23 protein-coding genes and 2 pseudogenes are annotated in these 21531 nt (G+C 67.4%); 10 read left to right on the top strand and 15 right to left on the bottom strand.

What is annotated here, in order from left to right:
- From ACOJVU_RS14895 to ACOJVU_RS14880, 4 genes are all read right to left on the bottom strand, one after another.
- Positions 1 to 151 (bottom strand): PPE domain-containing protein (locus ACOJVU_RS14895; RefSeq protein WP_421530483.1); only part of this gene is annotated, 151 nt, incomplete at its 3' end.
- 134 nt (positions 152 to 285) lie between these two features.
- Entirely contained in the window at positions 286 to 1344 is a 1059-nt protein-coding gene (dmpG, locus tag ACOJVU_RS14890; protein WP_421530480.1) for a 4-hydroxy-2-oxovalerate aldolase, read from the bottom strand.
- On the bottom strand, positions 1341 to 2297 hold the full coding sequence (locus ACOJVU_RS14885; RefSeq protein ID WP_421530479.1) for an acetaldehyde dehydrogenase (acetylating): 957 nt from the start codon (positions 2295 to 2297) through the stop codon (positions 1341 to 1343). The genes dmpG and ACOJVU_RS14885 overlap by 4 nt, the downstream gene beginning before the upstream one ends.
- Positions 2298 to 2307: 10 nt before the next feature.
- The gene (locus ACOJVU_RS14880) at positions 2308 to 3093 is read right to left on the bottom strand and encodes a 2-keto-4-pentenoate hydratase (RefSeq protein ID WP_421530478.1); all 786 of its coding nucleotides are present in this window, start codon (positions 3091 to 3093) and stop codon (positions 2308 to 2310) included.
- 72 nt (positions 3094 to 3165) lie between these two features.
- Between ACOJVU_RS14880 and kstD the strand changes: the two genes are divergently transcribed.
- Both kstD and ACOJVU_RS14870 read left to right on the top strand, forming a co-directional pair.
- Entirely contained in the window at positions 3166 to 4860 is a 1695-nt protein-coding gene (gene kstD, locus ACOJVU_RS14875; RefSeq protein ID WP_421530477.1) for a 3-oxosteroid 1-dehydrogenase, read from the top strand.
- A 1-nt stretch (position 4861) separates the two neighbouring features.
- On the top strand, positions 4862 to 5722 hold the full coding sequence (locus ACOJVU_RS14870; protein ID WP_421530476.1) for a MaoC/PaaZ C-terminal domain-containing protein: 861 nt from the start codon (positions 4862 to 4864) through the stop codon (positions 5720 to 5722).
- Positions 5723 to 5785: 63 nt separating this feature from the next.
- On the opposite strand, the gene ACOJVU_RS14865 is transcribed toward ACOJVU_RS14870, so the two are convergent.
- The 7 genes from ACOJVU_RS14865 to ACOJVU_RS14835 form a co-directional block, all read right to left on the bottom strand.
- Positions 5786 to 6625 (bottom strand): hypothetical protein, encoded by an 840-nt coding sequence (locus ACOJVU_RS14865; RefSeq protein ID WP_421530475.1) that lies wholly within the window; start codon positions 6623 to 6625, stop codon positions 5786 to 5788.
- A gap of 109 nt (positions 6626 to 6734) precedes the next feature.
- Positions 6735 to 7928 carry a lipid-transfer protein gene (locus ACOJVU_RS14860; RefSeq protein ID WP_421530474.1) on the bottom strand — a complete coding sequence of 398 codons (1194 nt, stop codon included), beginning with the start codon at positions 7926 to 7928 and terminating at the stop codon, positions 6735 to 6737.
- Positions 7928 to 8329: a MaoC family dehydratase gene (locus ACOJVU_RS14855; RefSeq protein WP_421530473.1), complete on the bottom strand. Its 402-nt coding sequence runs from the start codon at positions 8327 to 8329 to the stop codon at positions 7928 to 7930. Before ACOJVU_RS14855 ends, ACOJVU_RS14860 begins: the two co-directional genes overlap by 1 nt.
- Positions 8326 to 9288: a bifunctional MaoC family dehydratase N-terminal/OB-fold nucleic acid binding domain-containing protein gene (locus tag ACOJVU_RS14850; RefSeq protein ID WP_421530472.1), complete on the bottom strand. Its 963-nt coding sequence runs from the start codon at positions 9286 to 9288 to the stop codon at positions 8326 to 8328. Before ACOJVU_RS14850 ends, ACOJVU_RS14855 begins: the two co-directional genes overlap by 4 nt.
- Complete coding sequence (gene fadE29 / locus ACOJVU_RS14845) at positions 9285 to 10448, bottom strand: acyl-CoA dehydrogenase FadE29 (protein ID WP_421530471.1); 1164 nt, start codon at positions 10446 to 10448, stop codon at positions 9285 to 9287. Before fadE29 ends, ACOJVU_RS14850 begins: the two co-directional genes overlap by 4 nt.
- On the bottom strand, positions 10433 to 11509 hold the full coding sequence (locus tag ACOJVU_RS14840; protein WP_421530470.1) for an acyl-CoA dehydrogenase family protein: 1077 nt from the start codon (positions 11507 to 11509) through the stop codon (positions 10433 to 10435). The genes fadE29 and ACOJVU_RS14840 overlap by 16 nt, the downstream gene beginning before the upstream one ends.
- Complete coding sequence (locus ACOJVU_RS14835) at positions 11509 to 12759, bottom strand: cytochrome P450 (protein ID WP_421530469.1); 1251 nt, start codon at positions 12757 to 12759, stop codon at positions 11509 to 11511. Before ACOJVU_RS14835 ends, ACOJVU_RS14840 begins: the two co-directional genes overlap by 1 nt.
- Positions 12760 to 12928: 169 nt before the next feature.
- On the opposite strand from ACOJVU_RS14835, the gene ACOJVU_RS14830 reads away from it, so the two are divergent.
- The 3 genes and pseudogenes from ACOJVU_RS14830 (at position 12929) to ACOJVU_RS14820 (ending at position 14960) form a co-directional block, all read left to right on the top strand.
- The gene (locus ACOJVU_RS14830; RefSeq protein ID WP_421530468.1) at positions 12929 to 14104 is read left to right on the top strand and encodes a steroid 3-ketoacyl-CoA thiolase; all 1176 of its coding nucleotides are present in this window, start codon (positions 12929 to 12931) and stop codon (positions 14102 to 14104) included.
- Between the two features lie 8 nt (positions 14105 to 14112).
- Positions 14113 to 14500 (top strand): annotated as a pseudogene (locus ACOJVU_RS14825) (hypothetical protein).
- 7 nt (positions 14501 to 14507) lie between these two features.
- Positions 14508 to 14960, top strand: a complete 453-nt coding sequence (locus tag ACOJVU_RS14820; protein WP_421530467.1) for a nitroreductase family deazaflavin-dependent oxidoreductase — start codon at positions 14508 to 14510, stop codon at positions 14958 to 14960.
- A gap of 91 nt (positions 14961 to 15051) precedes the next feature.
- Here ACOJVU_RS14820 and ACOJVU_RS14815 read toward each other — a convergent pair whose 3' ends face one another.
- Positions 15052 to 15960, bottom strand: a complete 909-nt coding sequence (locus ACOJVU_RS14815) for an SDR family oxidoreductase (protein WP_421530466.1) — start codon at positions 15958 to 15960, stop codon at positions 15052 to 15054.
- Positions 15961 to 15974: 14 nt separating this feature from the next.
- Positions 15975 to 16733 (bottom strand): SDR family oxidoreductase, encoded by a 759-nt coding sequence (locus tag ACOJVU_RS14810; RefSeq protein ID WP_421530482.1) that lies wholly within the window; start codon positions 16731 to 16733, stop codon positions 15975 to 15977.
- 94 nt (positions 16734 to 16827) lie between these two features.
- Here ACOJVU_RS14810 and echA20 point away from each other — a divergent pair, with 94 nt between their 5' ends.
- From echA20 to ipdC, 4 genes are read left to right on the top strand one after another with little or no spacing between them, the layout of a single operon-like run.
- A complete protein-coding gene (echA20, locus tag ACOJVU_RS14805; RefSeq protein ID WP_421530465.1) occupies positions 16828 to 17586 on the top strand; it encodes a (7aS)-7a-methyl-1,5-dioxo-2,3,5,6,7,7a-hexahydro-1H-indene-carboxyl-CoA hydrolase in 759 nt (252 codons plus the stop codon).
- Complete coding sequence (gene ipdA, locus ACOJVU_RS14800; protein ID WP_421530464.1) at positions 17583 to 18467, top strand: cholesterol ring-cleaving hydrolase subunit IpdA; 885 nt, start codon at positions 17583 to 17585, stop codon at positions 18465 to 18467. The genes echA20 and ipdA overlap by 4 nt, the downstream gene beginning before the upstream one ends.
- Positions 18464 to 19210, top strand: a complete 747-nt coding sequence (gene ipdB / locus ACOJVU_RS14795) for a cholesterol ring-cleaving hydrolase subunit IpdB (protein WP_421530463.1) — start codon at positions 18464 to 18466, stop codon at positions 19208 to 19210. The genes ipdA and ipdB overlap by 4 nt, the downstream gene beginning before the upstream one ends.
- Complete coding sequence (gene ipdC / locus ACOJVU_RS14790; protein WP_421530462.1) at positions 19207 to 20277, top strand: (3aS,4S,5R,7aS)-5-hydroxy-7a-methyl-1-oxo-octahydro-1H-indene-4-carboxyl-CoA dehydrogenase; 1071 nt, start codon at positions 19207 to 19209, stop codon at positions 20275 to 20277. Before ipdB ends, ipdC begins: the two co-directional genes overlap by 4 nt.
- A gap of 15 nt (positions 20278 to 20292) precedes the next feature.
- Here ipdC and ACOJVU_RS14785 read toward each other — a convergent pair whose 3' ends face one another.
- Positions 20293 to 20502: a VOC family protein gene (locus ACOJVU_RS14785; RefSeq protein ID WP_421530481.1), complete on the bottom strand. Its 210-nt coding sequence runs from the start codon at positions 20500 to 20502 to the stop codon at positions 20293 to 20295.
- 31 nt (positions 20503 to 20533) lie between these two features.
- A pseudogene (locus ACOJVU_RS14780) lies at positions 20534 to 20680 on the bottom strand (DUF899 domain-containing protein); the annotation flags it as partial.
- A gap of 135 nt (positions 20681 to 20815) precedes the next feature.
- On the opposite strand from ACOJVU_RS14780, the gene ACOJVU_RS14775 reads away from it, so the two are divergent.
- The gene (locus tag ACOJVU_RS14775) at positions 20816 to 21439 is read left to right on the top strand and encodes a TetR/AcrR family transcriptional regulator (RefSeq protein WP_421530461.1); all 624 of its coding nucleotides are present in this window, start codon (positions 20816 to 20818) and stop codon (positions 21437 to 21439) included.
- The last annotated feature ends 92 nt before the right edge of the window (positions 21440 to 21531 follow it).

Raw genomic sequence — 21531 nt, 5'->3', positions numbered from 1 at the left:
TCGACGTCACCGACGCAAAGGACTGCGCGGCCGAGGCCAACTCGCTGGCCAGCCCGTTCCATGCCGCCGCGGCCTGCAGCATCGGAGCCGACCCCGCACCGGAGTACATCAGCAGAGAATTGATCTCCGGCGGCAACGTCATGAAACTCATCGGATTCCCCTAATGACGGCTGGCGGTCACCACTACAAAGCTAGGCCAACCCGGGCGTGAAATCACCCGTTTTCCGGTATACGCGGACAACTCGCGCCAGTGGGCTGGATCACACGAGCAAACTGGTGGCTACGTCAAGGCGAGGCAACAGCCCCGTTTTCTTGCTCGCGTTTGATCTCCAGAGCGATGTCGATCAGTTGGTCTTCCTGGCCGCCGATGAGTTTGCGTTGGCCGGCGCGGTGCAGGAGTTGCTGGGCGGGCACTCCGTAGCGTTCGGATTGGCGGACGGCGTGTTTGAGGAAGCTGGAGTAGACCCCGGAGTAGCCCATGATCAGGGCGTTGCGGTCCAGGACGCATTCGGCGGGCATGGCCGGGCGTACCACGTCTTCGGCGGCGTCGGCGATGTCGAAGAAATCGATGCCGGTTTTGACGCCGATTTTGTCGAACACTCCGATCAGGGCTTCCACGGGGGCGTTGCCCGCCCCGGCTCCGAAGCGGCGACACGACCCGTCGATTTGTTTGGCGCCCGCGCGCACGGCCTCTACGGAGTTGGCAACCCCCAGGCCGAGGTTTTCATGGCCGTGGAAGCCGACCTGGGCGTCGTCGCCGAGTTCGGCGACCAGCGCGGCGACCCGGTCGCGCACCCCTTCGAGGACCAGGGCGCCCGCCGAATCGACGACGTAGACGCACTGGCAGCCCGCGTCGGCCATGATGCGGGCCTGGGCGGCCAGCTTTTCCGGGGTGATGGTGTGGGCCATCATCAAAAACCCGACGGTTTCCAGGCCCAGGTCGCGGGCGAACCCGAAGTGCTGGATCGACACGTCGGCCTCGGTGCAGTGGGTGGCGATGCGGCAGATGGACCCGCCGTTTTCCTGGGCTTCTTTGATGTCGTCTGTGGTGCCCACCCCGGGCAGCATCAAAAACGCGATCTTGGCCTCGGTGGCCGTCTGGGCGGCCAGTTTGATCAGTTCCTGTTCGGGGGTCTTGGACAAGCCGTAGTTCAGGCTCGACCCGCCCAGCCCGTCGCCGTGGGTCACCTCGATCACCGGCACCCCCGCGGCGTCCAGCGCCGCCACGATGGCACCGACTTCTTCTTTGGTGAACTGGTGGCGTTTGTGGTGGGAGCCGTCGCGCAGCGACGTGTCGGTCATCCGCACGTCCCAGATGGGGTCGAAGAAGATGTCGCTGCTCATGGCTGTGTTCCTCCCGCCGTCCCCGCAGCCGTCGCCGCCAGGGATTGTTGGGCGATCTGTTCGCCGACCTTGGTGGCCGCCGCGGTCATGATGTCGAGGTTGCCGGCATAAGGCGGCAGATAGTCCCCGGCACCTTCCACCTCGACGAACGTGGTGACCAGGGCCTGACCGCCGGAGTTGAGCGAGGGGTCGTCGAACTGCGGCTCGTTGAGCAGCCGGTAGCCGGGCACATAGGTCGCCACCTCGGTGACCATGTCGTGGATCGATGCGGCGATCGCGTCACGGTCGGCGTCTTCGGGGATGGCGCAAAAGATGGTGTCGCGCATGATCATCGGCGGGTCCGCGGGGTTCAAGATGATGATCGCCTTACCCCGCGCGGCACCGCCGATGCTCTGCACACCCCTGCTGGTGGTCTTGGTGAACTCGTCGATGTTGGCCCGGGTGCCCGGCCCCGCCGACACCGAGGCCACCGACGCCACGATCTCGGCGTAGGGCACCCCGCCCTGCTCGGCGACCGCACGCGAGACCGCGTAGACGATCGGGATCGTCGCCTGCCCCCCGCAGGTGATCATGTTGACGTTCGGCGCGCCCAGATGCTGGCGCAGATTCACGGGCGGGATCACCGCCGGACCGACCGCAGCCGGAGTCAAATCGATGGCCCGGATCCCGGCCTCGGCATAGCGGGGCGCGGCCGCCCGATGCACGTAGGCGCTGGTCGCCTCGAACACCAGGTCGGGCTTCTCCGACTGCGCCAAAAGCCAGTCCACCCCCTCATGGGTGGTCTCCAGCCCCAGCTTGCGGGCCCGGGCCAGGCCCTCGCTGGCCGGGTCGATACCTACCATCCAGCGCGGTTCCAGCCAGTCCGACCGCAGCAGCTTGTAGAGCAGATCAGTGCTGATGTTGCCCGACCCGACAATCGCCACTTTCAAGGCCACACCCGCTTTAGACGACACCTCAACGCTCCTATTCGAACGACAACCGGACCGCACCCAGGCCGGTGAACTCGGCGACGAACTCGTCACCGGCACCCGCGTCGATCGCTCGCGTGCACGACCCGGGCAACACGACGTCACCTTTGCGCAGCCGCACCCCAAAGCTTTCCACCTTGCGGGCCAGCCACGCCACCGCGGTCACCGGGTTTCCCAGCACCACATCGCTGCGGCCCTCGGCGACCACCTCGCCGTTGCGGGTCAGCACCGCGTCGATCGCCGTGACGTCGAGTTCGCCCGGCGCTACCCGCGCCGCGCCCAGCACGAAACCCGCCGACGAGGCGTTGTCGGCGATCGTGTCGCACAGCGCGATCTTCCAGTCGGTGATACGGGTGTCGATCAACTCGATCGACGGGACCAGAGCCTCGGTGGCCCCCAGCACGTCGTCCTCGGTGCAGCCGGCCCCCGGCAGGTCGGCTGCCAGGATGAAACCCACCTCCACCTCAACCCGCGGATACAGGTAGTTCCCGGCCTTGACCGCAGTGTCCTCGAAGACCTGCATCTCATCGAGCAGATGCCCGTAGTCCGGCTCGTCAACACCCATCATCTGCTGCATCGCAGGCGACGACAGCCCCACCTTGTGCCCCACCACCCGGGCACCCGCTGCGACCCGCCGACCGATGTTGATCAACTGAATCTCATAGGCATCCACCACATCCATCTCCGGATGCGACACCGTCAACGGCGCAATCGACTCACGATCCAACTCAGCGCGCCACAACCTCGCAGACAACTCCTCGCGCGTCGTAGCACTGAGCATTTACCGAAGTCCCCTCGTTCGTTTGACCGGGCCGGTAGCGCCCAGCCCGGGCAATTCTATAACGTGTTCTACATGACAGCGCAGGAGTTCGACGTCGTCGTGGTCGGAAGCGGCGGAGCCGGAATGGTAGCCGCCCTCACTGCCGCGCACCAGGGCCTGTCGACGGTAGTCGTCGAAAAGGCTTCTCACTTCGGCGGCTCCACCGCACGCTCAGGAGGAGGTGTATGGATCCCCAACAACGAGGTCCTGCAGCGCTGCGGCGTGCGCGATACCCCCGAGGCGGCTCGCACCTACCTGCACGGGATCGTCGGCGACAAATCGACCAGCGGTGTCGAGCCCGAGCGGATCGACGCCTACCTCGACCGCGGACCCGAAATGCTCTCTTTCGTGCTGAAGCACACGCCACTGAAGATGTGTTGGGTGCCGGGATATTCCGACTATTACCCCGAAGCGCCGGGTGGACGCGCGGGTGGGCGTTCGATCGAACCCAAGCCGTTCGATGCCCGCAATCTCGGCGCCGACATGGCCGGGCTGGAGCCGGCTTACGGCAAGGTACCGCTGAACGTCGTCGTGATGCAGCAGGACTACGTGCGACTGAATCAGCTGAAACGCCACCCGCGTGGTGTGCTGCGCAGCATCAAGGTCGGAGCGCGCACGATGTGGGCGAGGGCGACCGGGAAAAACCTGGTCGGAATGGGGCGGGCGCTGATCGGCCCCCTGCGGATCGGGCTTCGCCAGGCCGGCGTGCCGATCGAGTTGAACACCGCGCTCACCGACCTCTGCGTCGAAGACGGCATGGTGCGCGGCATCTACGTGCGCGACGCTGACGCACCCGAAACGGCCGAAGCCCGGCTGATCCGGGCCCGGCGCGGCGTGATCCTGGCCTGCGGCGGATTCGAGCACAACGAACAAATGCGGATCAAATACCAGCGCGCGCCCATCAGCACCGAGTGGACTGTCGGCGCCCAGGCCAACACCGGAGACGGCATTGTGTCGGGCGAAAAACTCGGGGCAGCATTGGATTTGATGGAAGACGCCTGGTGGGGGCCGACCGTGCCGCTGGTCGGCGCACCGTGGTTCGCGCTGTCGGAGCGCAACTCGCCGGGTTCGATCATCGTCAACATGTCGGGCAAGCGGTTCATGAACGAATCGATGCCCTACGTCGAAGCCTGCCACCGCATGTACGGCGGGGAGTTCGGGCAGGGGCCCGGCCCCGGTGAGAACATTCCCGCGTGGCTGGTGTTCGACCAGCAGTACCGGAACCGGTATATTTTCGCGGGACTGCAGCCCGGACACCGTATTCCGCGCAAGTGGCTGGATTCCGGCGTGATCGTCGCGGCGGACACCCTCGAGGAGTTGGCCGAGAAGGCCGGCCTGCCCGCAGCCGCCCTCGACGCCACGGTGGAACGCTTCAACGGCTTCGCGCGCTCAGGCGCGGACGCCGACTTCCACCGCGGGGAGAGCGCCTACGACAGGTACTACGGCGACCCGACCAACAAGCCCAACCCCAACCTTGGCGAGATCAGCCACCCGCCGTTCTACGCCGCCAAGATGGTCCCCGGCGACCTGGGAACCAAGGGCGGGATCCGCACCGACGTCCACGGCCGCGCGCTGCGCGACGACGGCACCATCATCGGAGGGCTTTACGCCGCAGGCAATGTCAGCGCGCCGGTGATGGGACACACCTATCCTGGTCCGGGGGGCACCATCGGCCCGGCCATGACCTTCGGGTACCTGGCTGCCCTGCATCTCGCGAAGGAAGGCTGACATGCCCATCGACGTTGACGTCGCGCTGAACGCCGAGCTCGCACCTGTCGAATTCTCCTGGACCAGTAGCGATGTGCAGCTTTACCACCTCGCCCTGGGCGCCGGCACCGACCCTGTGGACCCTCGCGAGCTGCGCTACCTGGTGGACGACACGCCGCAGGTGCTGCCGACGTTCGGCAATGTCGCGGCCACGTTCCACATGACCGCCCCGCCAAGCGTGCGGTTCCCCGGCATCGACATCGAGCTGAGCAGGGTGCTGCACGCCAGCGAGCGGGTGCAAGTACCCGCGCCACTAGCGCCGTCGGGTTCGGCGCGCGCCGTGACCCGGCTCACCGACATCTGGGACAAGGGCAAGGCCGCGGTGATCTGGAGCGAGACCAAGGTCAGTTCGCCGGACGGCACGCTGTTGTGGATGCAGAAGCGGTCCATCTTCGCCCGCGGCGAGGGCGGATTCGGCGGTTCACGCGGACCGTCGGGTGCGGCCGGAGCGACCGACCGGGCACCCGATCTCGAGGTCGCGATGCCGATCCTGCCCCAGCAGGCGCTGCTGTACCGGCTCTGCGGCGACCGCAACCCGCTGCACTCCGATCCGGAATTCGCTGTGGCCGCAGGGTTTCCGCGGCCCATCCTGCACGGCCTGTGCACTTATGGCATGACCTGCAAGACGATCGCCGACGCCCTGCTCGACGGTGACACCGGCGCGGTGGCGGCCTACGGCGCACGGTTTGCCGGTGTGGCCTTCCCCGGCGAGACGCTCAACGTCGCCATCTGGAAGGAAGACGGCCGCGTGGCCGCCAGTGTTGTCGCGCCCTCCCGCGACAACGCCGTCGTGCTCTCCGGCGTCGAGCTGATCCTCGCGTAGGGCTCGCCCCCCCGGCCGAGCGTGACGCTGCAGTCGCATTCGTGTCCGGCCGTGACTGCAATGTCACATTCGGCGGGCCCGTGCTCCGCGCACGCGCCGAACTATCTCGGCCGGCCGGTCTCCGGCGAGCACCCGAACCAGGATCCAACCATGTCGCTCGACCCTCTCCAGTCTGCGTACGTCCCAGCTGTACTGCCCGCGATCCCTCCGATGTTGCTCGCCGTCGTACTCGACGCCGACCTTGATGTCATCCCAACCCATGTCGAGATATGCGATGACGTCGCCGAACTCGTCGCACACGGGAATCTGTGTCCGCGGCCGCGGAAGCCCGGCTCGCACGAGCACCAGACGGAGCCAGGTCTCCTTCGGCGATTGCGCGCCGGCATCGACGAGGTCGAGCGCGACGCGAGCACTCTCGATGCCGCGACGCCCGCGATATCTGGACAGGAGTGGTTCGACATCGACGGGCTTGAGCTCAGTCACGCGGGCCAGCGCGTCGAGAGCCGCCACCGACGTCGTCAGCGGATACCAGCAAGCCAGGTCGAGGGCGGTGCGCACTCCGGTCGTGACCGGAACGCCGTGGATCTTTTCGATCTCGTCGTTCGCGATCCGGTCGCCCCAGATCTGCAGGCCCGGCGCCGGGTGCCGGTTGTCGTGAATGATGTCCACCGCACGGGTCGCCTCGATCCACTTGCTGCCGTGCAGCGCCGCAGCCGAAAAGCCCGCGATGGTCCCGCGACGCCTCGACCAGAGCCAGGCCGCGTGTGCGCGCAGCGCCGGAGTCATTTCCGTACCTTCGTTGACGTACACATCACGGAACACCCGCGTGTAGCGCCGCCGCAACTGGCTATGCGTCGCGATTCCGGCAGTAACTGCCTCGCTGCCGAGGAAGGGTTCGGCCATCGCGGCAGCGTCCCACGGCGCAGCGAGTGCGTCACTTCACCGTGACGGTGCAGGCCCATTCGGGCCCAAGCGTGACTCCACCGTCACGATCGGGGGCGGACCAAGCCACCTAGCCCAAAATCAGGCCCGACGTCGGCACGCCCGTCCCCGCGGTGACGAGCACGTGCTCGACGTCGGGTACCGGGTTGACCGACGTCCCGCGTAATTGCCGCACTCCCTCGGCTATCCCGTTCATGCCGTGGATGTATGCCTCGCCGAGCTGGCCCCCGTGCGTATTGATGGGCAGCCGGCCGCCCACCTCTATCGCGCCATCGGCGATGAAATCCTTGGCTTCGCCCTTGCCGCAGAAACCCAACTCCTCCAACTGGATCAGGGTGAAGGGCGTGAAGTGGTCGTAGATGACCGCGGTCTGGATGTCCGACGGTTTGAGCCCGGACTGCTGCCACAGCTGCCGGCCCACGACGCCCATCTCGGGCAGACCGAGTTCGGGGCGGTAGTAGCTGACCATCGTGTACTGGTCCGGGCTGGAGCCCTGCGACGCCGCCTCGATCACCGCCGCCCGCTGCTTGAGGTCACGTGCGCGCTCCACCGACGTCACCACGATCGCCACGGCCCCGTCGGTCTCCTGACAGCAGTCCAGCAACCGCAACGGCTCGGCGATCCACCGCGAATTCTGATGTTCCTCAATCGTTATCGGCTTCTCATAGAAGTAGGCCTTCGGGTTCTTGGCGGCGTGCTTGCGATCGGCCACCGAGATCGCGCCGAAGTCGCGGCTGGTGGCACCCGAGGAGTGCATGTAGCGCTGGGCGATCATCGCCACCTGAGCGGCCGGCGTCGACAGCCCGTGGGGATAGGAGAACGAATTGTCCGCCGCCGTCGAATCCGCCTGCGCCCCAGAATCTCCCACCAGACGAGTCTGCACCTGCCCGAAACGCATGCCCGAACGCTCGTTGAACGCGCGGTACGCGACCACGACATCGGCGACCCCGGTCGCGACGGCGATCGCTGCCTGCTGGACGGTGGCGCACGCGGCGCCGCCGCCATAACCGATCTGGGAGAAGAACTTCAAGTCACCGATGCCGACGGCACGCGCTACCGCGGTCTCGTTGTTGGTGTCCATCGTGAAGGTGGTCAGCCCGTCGACGTCCGACGGTGAAAGACCGGCATCGTCCAGCGCGTCCAGCACCGCCTCGGCCGCCAGCCTCAGCTCGCTGCGCCCCGAGTTCTTCGAGAAGTCGGTGGCGCCGATACCGGCAATCGCCGCTTTACCCGACAGGGGGTACCTCCCGCTTGCTGGGGACATCACGCATCCCCCATCGTCAGCGTCACCGTTGCGATGACATGATCGCCAAGGCTGTTGCGGCCAGACACCTTCACGGTGATCAGACCGTCTTCGATCGCGGTCACCTCACCGGAGAACGTCACCGTGTCGTAGGCATACCACGGAACCCCCAGCCGTAGCCCGATCGACTTGATCAGCGCCGACGGACCGGCCCAGTCGGTGACGTAGCGCTGCACCAGACCGGTGTCGGTGAGGATGTTGACGAAGATGTCCTTGGACCCCTTGGCCTGCGCCTTGTCGCGGTCGTGGTGCACGTCCTGAAAATCCCGCGTGGCCAGCGCCGTGGAGATGATGAACGTCGGGTCGCCGTAGAGATTGAGTTCGGGCAGCGTCGTGCCCACCTCGATCGCGGGTGCGCTCATGCTCCGGCCCCCACGGGCTCCCAGGCATAAAGCGTCCACTCCGGCCCGGTGGCACCGGCGGGGAAATCAATATACTGTGCGCACACCGGCATGCCGATCTTCACCTTCGCGGGGTCCACCCCACGCAACTCGCCCAGCATGCGCACGCCTTCCTCGAGTTCCACCAACGCGATGACGAACGGCAGCGTGCGGCCCGGGACCTTCGGCGCGTGATGCACGACGAAGCTGAACACCGTGCCGCGACCGCTGGCCACCGCGTAGTCGATGGGCTGGAACTTGTCCTGCCACACTGCCGGCACCGGCGGGTGCTGCAGGCTCCCGTCCGGTCGCCGCTGGATCCGCAGCTCGTGCGCCTTGACGCCCTCCCAGAAGAAGGCGGTGTCGCGCGAGGACGAGGGGCGCATCATGGCGTCGGGGTCGAGGTCTTCCGGAACCGCGGACGACGCGGCCGACTCCTCGCGCGGCCTGAACTTCATTATGCGCCAGTTCATCTCGGCGACGTCCTCGTCGCCTGCCCGCCAGATGATGTGCTGGTTGACGAAGAAACCCTCGCCCAGCGCAGTCTGCTTGGGCCCCACCACCTCACCCATCTCGGAGGTGATGGCGATCTGCTCACCGGGCCGCAGATAACGGTGATAGGTCTGCTCGCAGTTCGTGGCGACGACGCCGACATACCCGGCGTCGTCGAAGAGAGCCATGATGGGCCCCAGCGGATCGTCCCTGGGGCGCTCACCGCCCAGTCCGAACATCGTCCACACCTGAATCATGGCCGGGGGGGCGACGATTCCCGGGTGGCCGGCCGCCCGGGCCGCGGCCTCGTCGACGTAGATGGGGTTGCGGTCGCCGATTGCCTCCACCCAGTTGTTGACCATCGGCTGGTTCACCGGGTCGCGCCCGACGCGGGGCTTGGGGGCGCCGGCCGCCTTGATCTCGGCAACGGCTTCGTGGATGTCGGTCATCTGGGCACCCTCGGCACCTTGAGGCCGGCGGCCGCGATCATCTCTCGCATGACTTCGTTCACTCCTCCACCGAAGGTGATCACCAGGTTGCGCTTTGCCTGGGAGTCGAGCCAGCCGAGTAGCTCGGCGGTCTCCGGGTCGGCCGGGTTGCCGTATTTGCCGACGATCTCTTCAGCGAGCCGGCCGACGTACTGAATACGTTCGGTGCCGAAGACTTTCGTCGACGCGGCATCGGCCACGTTGATGTCCTCACCGGCGGCCGCCACCTGCCAGTTGAGCAGTTCGTTGACCCGCCAGACCGAGTAGATCTCACCGAGCGCGCGTTTGACGTCCGCGTGGTCGATCGGCGTGACGCCGTCGCTGCCGGGCTTGGACGCCCACGCGTGCACCCGATCGTAGATGCCGGCGGTACGTCCCGCCGGGCCCAGCATCACCCGCTCGTTGTTGAGCTGGGTGGTGATCAGCTGCCACCCGCCGTTCTCCTCGCCGACCAGCATGTCGGCGGGCACCCGCACGTCGTTGTAGTACGTGGCGTTGGTGTGGTGGGCACCGTCGGACAGGATGACCGGGGTCCACGAAAAACCGGGATCCTTCGTGTCGACGATCAGGATCGAAATGCCCTTGTGCTTGACCGCTTCCGGATCCGTGCGGCAGGCCAGCCAGATGTAGTCGGCGTCGTGGCCACCGGTGGTCCACATCTTCTGGCCGTTCACGATGTATTCGTCGCCCTGGCGTACGGCGGTGGTCCGCAGCGATGCCAGGTCGGTCCCCGCCTCTGGTTCGCTGTAGCCGATCGCGAAGTGCACCTCTCCGGCCAGGATCGCCGGGAGGAACTTTTTCTTCTGCGCCTCGGTGCCGAACTGTTGCAGGGTCGGGCCGACCGTCTGCAACGTCACCGCGGGCAGCGGCACGTCGGCGCGGTGCGCCTCGTTGACGAAGATCGACTGCTCGATCGGGCCGAAGCCCAGGCCGCCGTACTCCTTCGGCCACCCGACCCCCAGCTTGCCGTCGCGGCCCATCCGGCGGATCACCGCACGGTACGCCTCGTTGTGCCGGTCCTGCTCCATCGCCTTCATCTCGTCGGAGGAGATGAGGTTCGAGAAGTAGTGCCGCAGCTCGGCTTGCAGCTGGCGCTGCTCCGGGGTCAGATCGATGAACATTGCGCTCCGCTCGGGTTGTCTCGGTGGCGATGCGCAGCGCCCGGCGTCGCCGCGCCTGCGATCGCCACCAGTTCGAGGCGATGAGATGGCCCGCCCAGCAGACGGGTCAGGTCCTTGATCGCGGAGTAGTACCGGTGCATCGGATAGGTGATGTCCATGCCCATGCCGCCGTGAAGGTGGTGACAGGTCTGCATCATCGGCGGTGCCTGCGAGGTGATCCAATAGCCCAGGACGTCCAGGTCGTCATCGGCGTCCCGGCCCTCCGACAGCCGCCACACGGCCGATTTCGCGACCAAATCGATGGTGCGCGAGACGATGTAGACCTCGGAGAGCTGCGCCGCCACGGTCTGGAAGGTGGACAGCGGCTTGCCGAACTGCTTGCGGTTGGCCACGTAATCCGCGGTGAGGCGCAGCGCCCCGGCCACCAACCCGTCGGCGTAGGCGCCGATCATCGCTAGCGCGAGCTGGTTGACCCGGGGCGCACCCGCGTTCGCCAGCACCCCGGAGCTCTCTACCGCAACGTCGGTGAACGTGACCGTGTACTCGTCCGAACCACTCGACGTCGGGCTGCGCACCAACCCGACACCGTCGGACTGCGGCGATACCACCGCGACCCCGGCGTCGGCCGTCACGACCATCCAATCGGCCTGCTCGGCATACGGCACAGCGACTTTGGTGCCCGACAGCCGCCCGCCCGCCAGGGTGACGCCGGGCCGGTCCGGCAGCGCAGCGCCGGGCTCGTTGAGCGCGGCCGTCAGCACGCCGCCCTCGGCCACCGCACCCAGAAAGCGGTCCTGCTGCTCCTCTGAAGCCAGGTCGAGCAGCGGCACCACGCCAAGGCCCAGCGTCGCCGGCGCCGGCGTGACGGCGCCGCGGCGGCCCACTTCGGTCAGCACCGTGGCGACCTCGGGCAGACCTACACCGTCGCCGCCCAGACGTTCGGGCACCGGAAGCGCCGGCACACCCCCGTCGACCAAGGCCTTCCACGAAAGGTCCCGTTCCAGAACGGATGTGACCACGTCGGCGACAGCCTGCTGCGTCGCGGTGGGATCGAAGTCCATCAGTGGCTCACCGGGCACTGACCCGTGTAGTCGACCTGCCAGTGTTTGATGCCGTTGAGCCAGCCAGAGCGCAGCCGCTCGGGTTCGGCAATCGGCTTCAGGTCCGGCATGTGGTCGGCGACTGCGTTGAAGATCAGGCTGATCGTCATCTTGGCCAGGTTCGCGCCGACGCAGTAGTGCGCGCCGGTGCCACCGAAACCGACGTGCGGATTGGGGTTCCGAAGGATGTCGAAGCTCAAAGGATCCCGGAAAACCTCTTCGTCGAAGTTGGCCGACCGGTAGAACATCACCACCCGCTGGCCTTCCTTGATCTGCACCCCGGACAGCTCGTAGTCCTCCAGGGCGGTGCGCTGGAACGCGGTGACCGGGGTCGCCCAGCGCACGATCTCGTCGGGCGCGGTCTCGGGCCGTTCCCTCTTGAACAGCTCCCACTGCTCCGGGTTCTGCGAGAACGCGATCATGCCGTGTGTGATGGAGTTCCGCGTGGTCTCGTTGCCGGCAACCGCGAGCATCATGACGAAGAACCCGAACTCGTCGTCGGAGAGCTTCTCACCCTCGATGTCGGCCTGGATCAGCTTGGTGACGATGTCGTCGCCGGGGTTTGCGCCCCGCTCCTCGGCCATCTTCATGGCGTACGCGATGATCTCGGCCGACGACGTCGCCGGGTCGACGTGGGCGAACTCGGGATCCTGGTTGCCGGTCATCTCGTTGGACCAGCGGAAGATCTTGTCGCGGTCCTCCTGGGGGACACCCAGCAGACCGGCGATCGCTTGCAGCGGCAGCTCGCACGAGACCTGCTCGACGAAGTCTCCCGAGCCCGCCGCCGCGGCCGTCTTGGCGATGTTCTGTGCGCGGCCGTCCAACTCGTCGCGCAGGCGGCCGATGGCGCGCGGGGTGAAGCCACGGGAGATGATCTTGCGCAACCGGGTGTGGTGCGGGGCGTCCATGTTGAGCATGACGAGTCGCTGCAGGTCGATCTGCTCGCGTGTCATCTCCTGAGGCCAGACCGGGATGGCACAGTCCTGCTGGCTGGAGAAGATGTCGCTGCGCAGCGAGATCTCCTTGACGTCCCGGTGCTTGGTGATGACCCAGTAGCCCTTGTCGCCGAAGCCCCCGGTCCCGCCCGGAACGTCCAGCCAGTAGATCGGCTGGGATTTGCGCAACTCGGCCAACTCGGCGACCGGCAGTCCTTTGAGATTTCTGTCCGGATCGAGAAAGTCGAACCCGGGTGGAAGATTGGGGCTGGGCACGCTGTTTCTCCTCACTGCTCGTGCACATGCTGTTCCTGCGGCTGGCGATCCGGGGCACTAGCTCTCCTAGTGGAGCTCTGTTGCCAGTAAAACACGCCTCCACCGCAGAAAAAAGGCGCCGCAGCATCGTTGCTTGTCATAGTAATGAAACGTGTTCTAGCCTGGCTCCATGGGTAACCCGGTAATCGTCGAAGCCACCCGCAGCCCCATCGGGAAGCGCGCCGGATGGCTGTCAGGACTGCACGCCACCGAGCTGCTGGGCGCGGTGCAGAAGGCAGTGGTACAGAAGGCCGGCGTCTCGTCTGGTTTTCAAGCCGGCGACGTCGAACAGGTCATCGGCGGCTGCGTGACGCAGTACGGCGAGCAGTCGAACAACATCACCCGGGTCAGCTGGCTGGGTGCCGGGCTGCCGGAGCACGTCGGCGCCACCACCGTGGACTGCCAGTGCGGCAGCAGCCAGCAGGCCAACCACCTGATCGCCGGGCTGATCGCGGTCGGCGCCATCGACATCGGCGTCGCGTGCGGGGTCGAGGCGATGAGCCGCGTCGGGCTGGGTGCCAACGCCGGGTCCGACCGCACCATCCTGCGGCCCGAGTCGTGGGACATCGACCTGCCCGACCAGTTCACCGCGGCCGAGCGAATCGCCAAGCGCCGTGGCATCACCCGCGAAGACATCGACCAGTTCGGTTTCGAATCCCAGGCCAAGGCCAAGCAGGCCTGGGAGCAGGGCCGGTTCGATCGCGAGATCTCCCCGATCGTGGCGCCCGCGCTCGACGAGAACAAGCAACCCACGTCGGAGCGGGTGACCATCTCCCGCGACCAGGGCCTGCGCGACACCACGCTGTCGGGGCTGGGCTCGCTCAAGCCGGTCCTCGAGGACGGGATCCACACGGCGGGAACGTCGTCGCAGATCTCCGATGGTGCGGCGGCTGTCCTGTGGATGGACGAGGACAAGGCCAAGGCGCTCGGCCTGCGGCCGCGGGCCCGGATCGTCAGCCAGGCGTTGGTGGGCGCGGAGCCCTACTACCACCTCGACGGCCCGGTGCAGTCGACGGCGAAGGTGCTGGAGAAGGCCGGGATGAAGATGGGCGACATCGACATCGTCGAGATCAACGAGGCGTTCGCCTCGGTGGTGTTGTCGTGGGCGCGGGTGCACGAGCCCGACATGGCCCGGGTCAACGTCAACGGCGGCGCGATCGCGTTGGGCCACCCGGTCGGCTGCACCGGCAGCCGGCTGATCACCACCGCACTGCACGAACTGGAGCGCACCGACCAGAGCACCGCCCTGATCACCATGTGCGCCGGCGGTGCGCTGTCCACCGGCACCATCATCGAGCGCATCTAGCCCGAGCGGTGCTCGTTCCCGAAGAGAGTCGCATCGCCGCGGCGCGCGGCATACATCGATGCGCTAACCAGCCACAACGCCGACGCTGTTCCGTTTGCGAAGGGCTGCACCCGCGTCGAGCAGGGCATCAAGAACGGGTTCTCCGGGCGCCACATGCGGCGCGCCCTCAACCGCGGCCCCCAGTTCCGGATCATCGCCGACACCACACCGCCGGACTACCGCATCGACGGCGACGAGGTTCGCGCGTTCTACGACGTGTTGACCAAGGTGACGTTGGGCGGGCGACGGGTGGCGGCGCGAGTCAACGAGACCTTCGTGATTCCCGTCGAAAGCCCCAGTGGCACGGCGGAAATCCAGCACATCAAGGTCCGCTTTCATCCATTCGTCCAGCGCTAGGAACACCATGCCGAAAGAGAAGCCACGCTCGTTGAACTCACCCTGGGTCGGCCTGCTCATCAAGTACATGGCCAAGGGCAACGCGTGGATCTACCGTCGCAGCAACGGAAAGCTCGGCGGCACTTTCGGCAAGGCTCCGGTCGCGCTGCTCACCACGACGGGCCGCAAGACCGGTGAACCGCGGGTGAGCCCGCTGCTGTACCTGCGCGAGAGGGATCGCGTGGTGTTGGTCGCATCGAAGGGCGGCAGCGACAAGCATCCACTGTGGTACCTCAATCTCAAGGCGAATCCCCAAGTCTTCGTGCAGATCAAGGATGAGGTGTTGCAGTTGCAGGCGCGCGATGCCACCGAGGAGGAGCGCGCAGAATACTGGCCGAAGCTGGAAGCCATGTACCCGTCGTTCGCCGACTACCGGTCGTGGACGGATCGGGTGATCCCCATCGTCATCTGCGACCCCTGAGCGTTTCCCTCCGCGCGTCGAGCGTGAAACCACGGCGAAAAAACGACGAAATCCTCGCCGCTAGTTCACGTTCGGCGAGTACCGCGGCCCGCTATGCCCCGTAGACTGGGACCGGCGGGCGCGCCTTGGCCAGCAGGTCGGCGACGACGGGGCCCAATTCGGCAGGATCCCACTTGGCGCCTCCTTTGTCGATCTGCGGGCCGTGCGCCCAGCCCTCGGCGACACGGATCTTGCCGCCCTCGACCTCGAAGACCTTGCCGGTGACGTCGCGCGACTCGGCGCTGCCCAGCCAGACCACCAGCGGCGAGACGTTCTCCGGTGCCATGGCGTCGAAATCCTGGTCCTGGGTTGCCATCATCTCGGCGAACACCGTCTCGGTCATTCGGGTGCGCGCCGACGGCGCGATCGCGTTGACCGTCACGCCGTAGCGGCCCATCTCGGCGGCGCCGACGAGCGTCATCGCCGCGATGCCGGCCTTGGCGGCGCTGTAGTTGCCCTGCCCGACGCTGCCCTGCAGGCCCGCACCGGAGCTGGTGTTGACGATCCGCGCGTCGACCGCCTTGCCTTCCTTGGACAGCCCGCGCCAGTACGACGCCGCGTGCCGCATCATGGCGAAGTGTCCCTTGAGGTGCACCGCGATGACGGCGTCGAACTCCTCTTCGCTGGTGTTGGCCATCATCCGGTCGCGCACGATGCCGGCGTTGTTGACCACGACGTGCAGGCCGCCGAAGGTCTCGACGGCCGCCCGCACGAGTCCCGCCGCCTGGCCCCAGTCGGCTATGTTGGACCCGTTGACGACGGCTTCCCCACCGGCCGAGGTGATTTCGTCGACGACGCCCTGCGCGACGCTGCCGCCGCCGGCCGGCGAACCGTCCAGGCCCACTCCGATGTCGTTGACCACCACCCGCGCGCCCTCGGCCGCGAAGGCCAGCGCGTGCGCGCGCCCGATACCCCCGCCGGCTCCGGTGACGATGACGACGCGGCCGTCGACCACTCCCATTGTCCGTGCCTCCTCTACTTGACTGCGCTGGCGTTGGTGGTGGCGAGATAGTGCGGCGGTTCGCCGCCGCCGTGCACCTCCAGCGAGGCGCCGCTGATGTAGGACGCCGCGTCCGACGCCAAAAACGCCGCGGCCCAACCGATGTCATCCGGCTTGGCCAAACGGCCCAGGGGCACGTGCTTCGAAATCGCGGCGATCGACTCGGCATCACCGTAGAACAGTTCCGACTGTTCGGTCTCCACCATGCCGACCACGCAGGCGTTCACCCGGACCTTGGGCCCCCACTCCACCGCCAGTGTCTGCGTCAGACTTTCCAGGCCGGCCTTGGCCGCACCGTAGGCCGCGGTCCCGGGCGACGGCCGCCGGCCACTGAGACTGCAGATGTTGACGATCGATCCGCCGCGCTCCTGGCCCTGCATCTTGTCGTTGGCGTACTGCGAAACATACAGCGCACCAATCAGATTGAGCTCGATGATCTTGCGGTTGAAATTTGCGCTGGAATCCGCGGTCAGCACGTACGGCGAACCCCCGGCGTTGTTGACCACCACATCGAGCCTGCCGTGCCGATCGACAATGGAGTCGATCAATGCCCGCACCGCGTCGTCGTCGCGGACGTCGCACGAGTGAAACTCATAGGGCAGACCCTCGGCGGCGCGGCGCGCGCAGGTGACGACGGTCGCGCCCTGCCGGGCGAAAACGGCGCTGACCCCCAGGCCCACCCCTCGAACGCCGCCGGTGACCAGGACGACCCGACCGGCCAATCCCAGACTGATGGCGTCCCCGACAGGGAGGCCTCCTTCGGCGCGGGTCACTGTGCTAGCGTACCAAGCAAGTGCTTGCTTAGGTAGCCACGCCCCCAGGAGCGCCATGCCGATCACATCCACCACCACCGAACCGGGGATAGTCGCGGTCACCGTGGACTTCCCGCCCGTCAACGCCATCCCTTCGCGCGGCTGGTTCGAGCTTGCCGACGCGATCACGGCGGCCGGCGACAGCCCTGAGGCCCACGTGGTGATCCTGCGGGCGGAGGGCCGCGGCTTCAACGCCGGCGTGGATATCAAGGAGATGCAACGCACGAAAGGGTTCACCGCGCTGATCGATGCCAACCGCGGCTGTTTCGCAGCGTTCCGCGCGGTGTACGAATGCGCGGTGCCGGTCGTCGCGGCGGTGAACGGATTCTGCGTCGGCGGCGGGATCGGACTGGTCGGCAACTCCGACGTGATCGTGGCCTCCGAGGACGCCACCTTCGGGCTGCCCGAGGTGGAACGGGGCGCACTGGGCGCGGCGACGCACCTGTCGCGGCTGGTGCCCCAGCACATGATGCGGCGGCTGTTCTTCACCGCGGCCACGGTGGACGCCGCAACCCTGCACCACTTCGGCTCGGTGCATGAGGTGGTGCCGCGTGAACAGCTCGACGAGGCCGCGTTGCGGGTGGCCCGCGACATCGCCGCCAAGGACACCCGCGTCATCCGCGCGGCCAAGGAGGCGCTCAACCTCATCGACGTGCAGCGGGTCAACTCGAGTTACCGTATGGAGCAAGGCTTTACGTTCGAGCTCAACCTCGCCGGGGTCGCCGACGAGCACCGCGACGCGTTTGCCGGCACGACGAAGGGCAAGACGGAGTGACCGACAAGACCACGACGCTGGACGAGGCGGTCGGGCAACTGCGCAGCGGCATGACCATCGGCCTCGGCGGCTGGGGCTCGCGGCGCAAGCCCATGGCGTTCGTGCGGGCCCTGCTGCGCACCGACGTCAAGGACCTGAGCGTGGTCACCTACGGCGGGCCCGACCTGGGGCTGCTGTGCTCGGCCGACAAGGTCCGGCGCGTGTACTACGGCTTCGTGTCGCTGGACTCGCCGCCCTTCTACGACCCCTGGTTCGCCAAGGCGCGCACCAGCGGGGCGATCGAGGCCCGCGAGATGGACGAAGGCATGCTGCGGTGTGGGCTGCAGGCGGCGGCGCAACGGCTGCCGTTCCTGCCGATCCGCGCCGGGCTGGGCAGTTCGGTTCTGGACTTCTGGGAGGGCGAGCTGAGGACCGTGACCAGCCCGTACCCGGCACCCGGCGGCGGCCAGGAGACGCTGCTCGCCATGCCGGCGTTGCGACTGGACGCCGCGTTCGTCCACCTCAACCTCGGTGACAGCCGGGGCAACGCCGCCTACACCGGCATCGACCCCTACTTCGACGACCTCTTCTTGATGGCCGCCGAGCGACGCTACCTGTCGGTGGAACGCCTCGTCTCGACCCAGAAGCTCGTCGAATCGGTTCCCCCGCAAGCGCTGCTGGTTAACCGGATGATGGTCGACGCCGTCGTCGAGGCGCCCGGTGGCGCCCACTTCACCACCGCGGCAACGGATTACGGCCGCGACGAGAAATTCCAGCGGCACTACGCCGAGGCGGCCTCGACGGAGGAGGGCTGGCACGGTTTCGTCCGGACCTACCTGTCGGGCAGCGAGGACGACTACCAGGCGGCGGTCCGGGCATTCGCAGAGGAGGCGTCCGAGTGAGCAGCACCCGCGCCGAGGTGTGCGCGATCGCGTGCGCCGAGTTGTTCCGGGACGCCGGCGAGATCATGGTCAGCCCGATGACCACCATGGCGTCGGTGGGCGCGCGTCTGGCGCGGCTGACTTTCTCCCCCGACATCCTGCTGACCGACGGCGAGGCGCAGCTGCTCGCCGACACCCCGGCGCTGGGCAGGACCGGGCCCGTCGAGGGTTGGATGCCGTTCGGCCGGGTCTTCGAGACCCTGGCCTGGGGACGACGGCACGTGGTGATGGGCGCCAACCAGGTGGATCGCTTCGGCAACCAGAACCTTTCGGCGTTCGGCCCGCTGCAGCGTCCGACCCGGCAGATGTTCGGCGTGCGCGGCGCGCCCGGCAACGCGATCAACCACGCGACCAGCTACTGGGTCGGCAATCACTCCAAGCGGGTGTTCTGCGACGCGGTCGACATCGTCTGCGGCATCGGCTGGGACAAGGTCGACCCGGCCAACCCGGCATTTCGTTTCGCCAACCCCCATCGCGTGGTGTCCAACCTCGGGGTGTTCGACTTCGGCGGACCGGAGCACACCATGCGCGCGGTGTCCCTGCACCCGGGCGTGACGCCCGATGACGTCCGGGAGGCCACCTCGTTTCAGGTGCACGGCCTCGACGGTGCCGGAGAGACCCGGCCGCCGACCGACGACGAGCTGGGGCTGATCCGCGAGGTCATCGATCCGAAGTCGCTGCGCGACCGGGAGATACGCGCATGACCGGACTGCGCACGCCGCTGACCGATCTGGTCGGCGTCGAGCATCCGGTCGTGCAGACCGGAATGGGCTGGGTCGCCGGCGCCAGGCTGGTGTCGGCCACGGCCAACGCGGGCGGCCTCGGCATCCTGGCCTCGGCCACCATGACGCTGGACGAGTTGGCGACGGCCATCGGCAAGGTCAAGGCCGCCACCGACAAGCCGTTCGGGGTGAACATCCGCGCCGACGCCGCCGACGCCGCCGACCGCATCGAGCTGATGATCCGCGAGGGCGTCAAGGTCGCGTCGTTCGCGCTGGCGCCCAAGCAGGAGCTGGTGGCCCGGCTCAAAGAGGCCGGGGTGGTGGTCATCCCGTCGATCGGCGCGGCCAAACACGCGCGCAAGGTCGCGGCATGGGGTGCCGACGCGATGATCGTGCAGGGCGGCGAGGGCGGCGGGCACACCGGACCGGTCGCCACGACCCTGCTGCTGCCCTCGGTGCTGGACGCCGTGGCGGGCACCGGCATCCCGGTGATCGCGGCGGGCGGTTTCTTCGACGGGCGCGGACTGGCCGCCGCGTTGAGCTACGGCGCGGCCGGCGTCGCGATGGGCACGCGGTTTCTGCTCACCTCGGACTCCACCGTGCCCGACGCGGTCAAGCGGCGCTACCTGCAGGCCGCGCTGGACGGCACGGTGGTCACCACGCGCGTCGACGGCATGCCGCACCGCGTTTTGCGGACCGCCCTGGTCGAGAAGCTCGAAAGCGGTTCCCCTGCACGTGGTTTGGTTGCCGCGGTGCGGAACGCCGCCAAGTTCAAGCAGATGTCGCAGATGACCTGGCGCTCGATGATCACCGACGGCCTGGCCATGCGCCGCGACAAAGAGTTGACCTGGTCGCAGGTGCTGATGGCGGCGAACACCCCGATGCTGCTCAAAGCCGGCCTGGTCGAGGGCAACACCGAGGCGGGAGTGCTGGCCTCGGGCCAGGTGGCCGGCATCCTGGAGGATCTGCCGTCGTGCGCCGAACTGATCGAGTCCATCGTGCGGGATGCGATCACGCACCTGCAGTCGGCGTCCGTTTTCGTGCAGTGACCGCTCACCCGCGATTCAGGACTCGACGACCAGCAGCGTGTGCCCGCTCGGGTCGCGGAACCAGAACATCGGCGGGACCGACTCGCCCATTCGCGACACCTGCGCGTCGACGTCGGCGCCGAGTGCGGCCATCGCCGCATGGGTGGCGTCGACGTCGCTCGTGGACGACGTGACACCGGTGTTGGTCGGTTGCACCGGTCCGGCGTCCGACGGCGGCGGAGCCAGCGCGATGCCGGTCGTGGGCGTCAGCGGCAGCGCCGCAGGCTCGCGCGATGTCCTGGCAGCCGGCCCACCCGCTGTAAGTCGGCCGCTGGGGCCAGCCGTCCGGGGAGTCCTGCCATTCTTCTTGGCGGCCGTACGGCAGTAGATCGATCAACGCGAACGAGTGGCTGAACTGTTCAGTTCGCGCTGCCACACCCGCTCGTCCACAACCGACGGCAATGCTGCGGAGCTCGCGATGCCACCTACGATCTCGATGTTCACAGCGTCAACATGGCAATGTGGACACCGTACACTTTCAGCCCGAGAAGGATCAAGCGTGGCCACCTTGAAGACCGGCTATCACCATGGGGATCTGCGCACCGCGTTGATCGACGCTGGGCTGTACCTCACCCGAGCCGGAGGGCCCGAAGCGCTCACCCTTCGGGAAGCGACTCGGCGAGTGGGGGTTTCGCCCAACGCCGCCTATCGCCACTTCGCCGATCGCGAGGCCCTGCTCGGCGCTGTCGCCACCGAGATCCAGCACCGGATAGCGGCGCGGACGCAAAGCTTCACGCGCCGGCGCGGCTCGACCCGGCCGCAGGCGGTCGATCGGCTCCGCGCGGTCGGGCTCGGCTACATCAAATTCGCACTCGACGAGCCGGGGTGGTTCACCGTGGCCTTTTTCGGAGCCGATTCCCCGACCCGCGAGACCGCCGGCGCGCCACCGTATGTGGCGTTGGTCGAGGCGCTAGATGCGATGTCGGAGGCGGGAATGCTGTCCCCCGAGCGACGCGAAGGCGCCGAATGGCCCTGCTGGTCGGCGGTGCACGGATTCGCCGAGCTTGCCCTGCGCGGACCACTGCGTCACGCCGGTCGCCGCCGGGTCGAGGCGCTGGCGGAACGCACGGTCGATGACATCATCGCCGGCGTGACCGCGTCAGCGAATCGCGACGCTGGCTAGTGGTCTTGCCCGTTAATCCGTCGGGCCCGTTCGCTGGGGTGTCGAGACTGCGGTGGCAGCGCCGAAACGCGAAAAAAGTAGCGCTGAGCACA

Origin of the sequence: Mycobacterium sp. THU-M104 (genome assembly GCF_049197365.1) — a bacterium.
GTDB lineage: Bacteria > Actinomycetota > Actinomycetes > Mycobacteriales > Mycobacteriaceae > Mycobacterium.
Note: the sequence above shows the minus strand (reverse complement) of the source record. Positions and strands in the feature narration are given on the sequence as shown.

Coding starts and splice junctions, on each gene's coding strand:
- dmpG (WP_421530480.1), bottom strand. CDS start 1,344: ATGAGCAGCGACATCTTCTTCGACCCCATCTGGGACGTGCGGATGACC.
- ACOJVU_RS14880 (WP_421530478.1), bottom strand. CDS start 3,093: ATGCTCAGTGCTACGACGCGCGAGGAGTTGTCTGCGAGGTTGTGGCGC.
- kstD (WP_421530477.1), top strand. CDS start 3,166: ATGACAGCGCAGGAGTTCGACGTCGTCGTGGTCGGAAGCGGCGGAGCC.
- ACOJVU_RS14870 (WP_421530476.1), top strand. CDS start 4,862: ATGCCCATCGACGTTGACGTCGCGCTGAACGCCGAGCTCGCACCTGTC.
- ACOJVU_RS14865 (WP_421530475.1), bottom strand. CDS start 6,625: ATGGCCGAACCCTTCCTCGGCAGCGAGGCAGTTACTGCCGGAATCGCG.
- ACOJVU_RS14860 (WP_421530474.1), bottom strand. CDS start 7,928: ATGTCCCCAGCAAGCGGGAGGTACCCCCTGTCGGGTAAAGCGGCGATT.
- ACOJVU_RS14855 (WP_421530473.1), bottom strand. CDS start 8,329: ATGAGCGCACCCGCGATCGAGGTGGGCACGACGCTGCCCGAACTCAAT.
- ACOJVU_RS14850 (WP_421530472.1), bottom strand. CDS start 9,288: ATGACCGACATCCACGAAGCCGTTGCCGAGATCAAGGCGGCCGGCGCC.
- fadE29 (WP_421530471.1), bottom strand. CDS start 10,448: ATGTTCATCGATCTGACCCCGGAGCAGCGCCAGCTGCAAGCCGAGCTG.
- ACOJVU_RS14840 (WP_421530470.1), bottom strand. CDS start 11,509: ATGGACTTCGATCCCACCGCGACGCAGCAGGCTGTCGCCGACGTGGTC.
- ACOJVU_RS14830 (WP_421530468.1), top strand. CDS start 12,929: ATGGGTAACCCGGTAATCGTCGAAGCCACCCGCAGCCCCATCGGGAAG.
- ACOJVU_RS14820 (WP_421530467.1), top strand. CDS start 14,508: ATGCCGAAAGAGAAGCCACGCTCGTTGAACTCACCCTGGGTCGGCCTG.
- ACOJVU_RS14815 (WP_421530466.1), bottom strand. CDS start 15,960: ATGGGAGTGGTCGACGGCCGCGTCGTCATCGTCACCGGAGCCGGCGGG.
- echA20 (WP_421530465.1), top strand. CDS start 16,828: ATGCCGATCACATCCACCACCACCGAACCGGGGATAGTCGCGGTCACC.
- ipdC (WP_421530462.1), top strand. CDS start 19,207: ATGACCGGACTGCGCACGCCGCTGACCGATCTGGTCGGCGTCGAGCAT.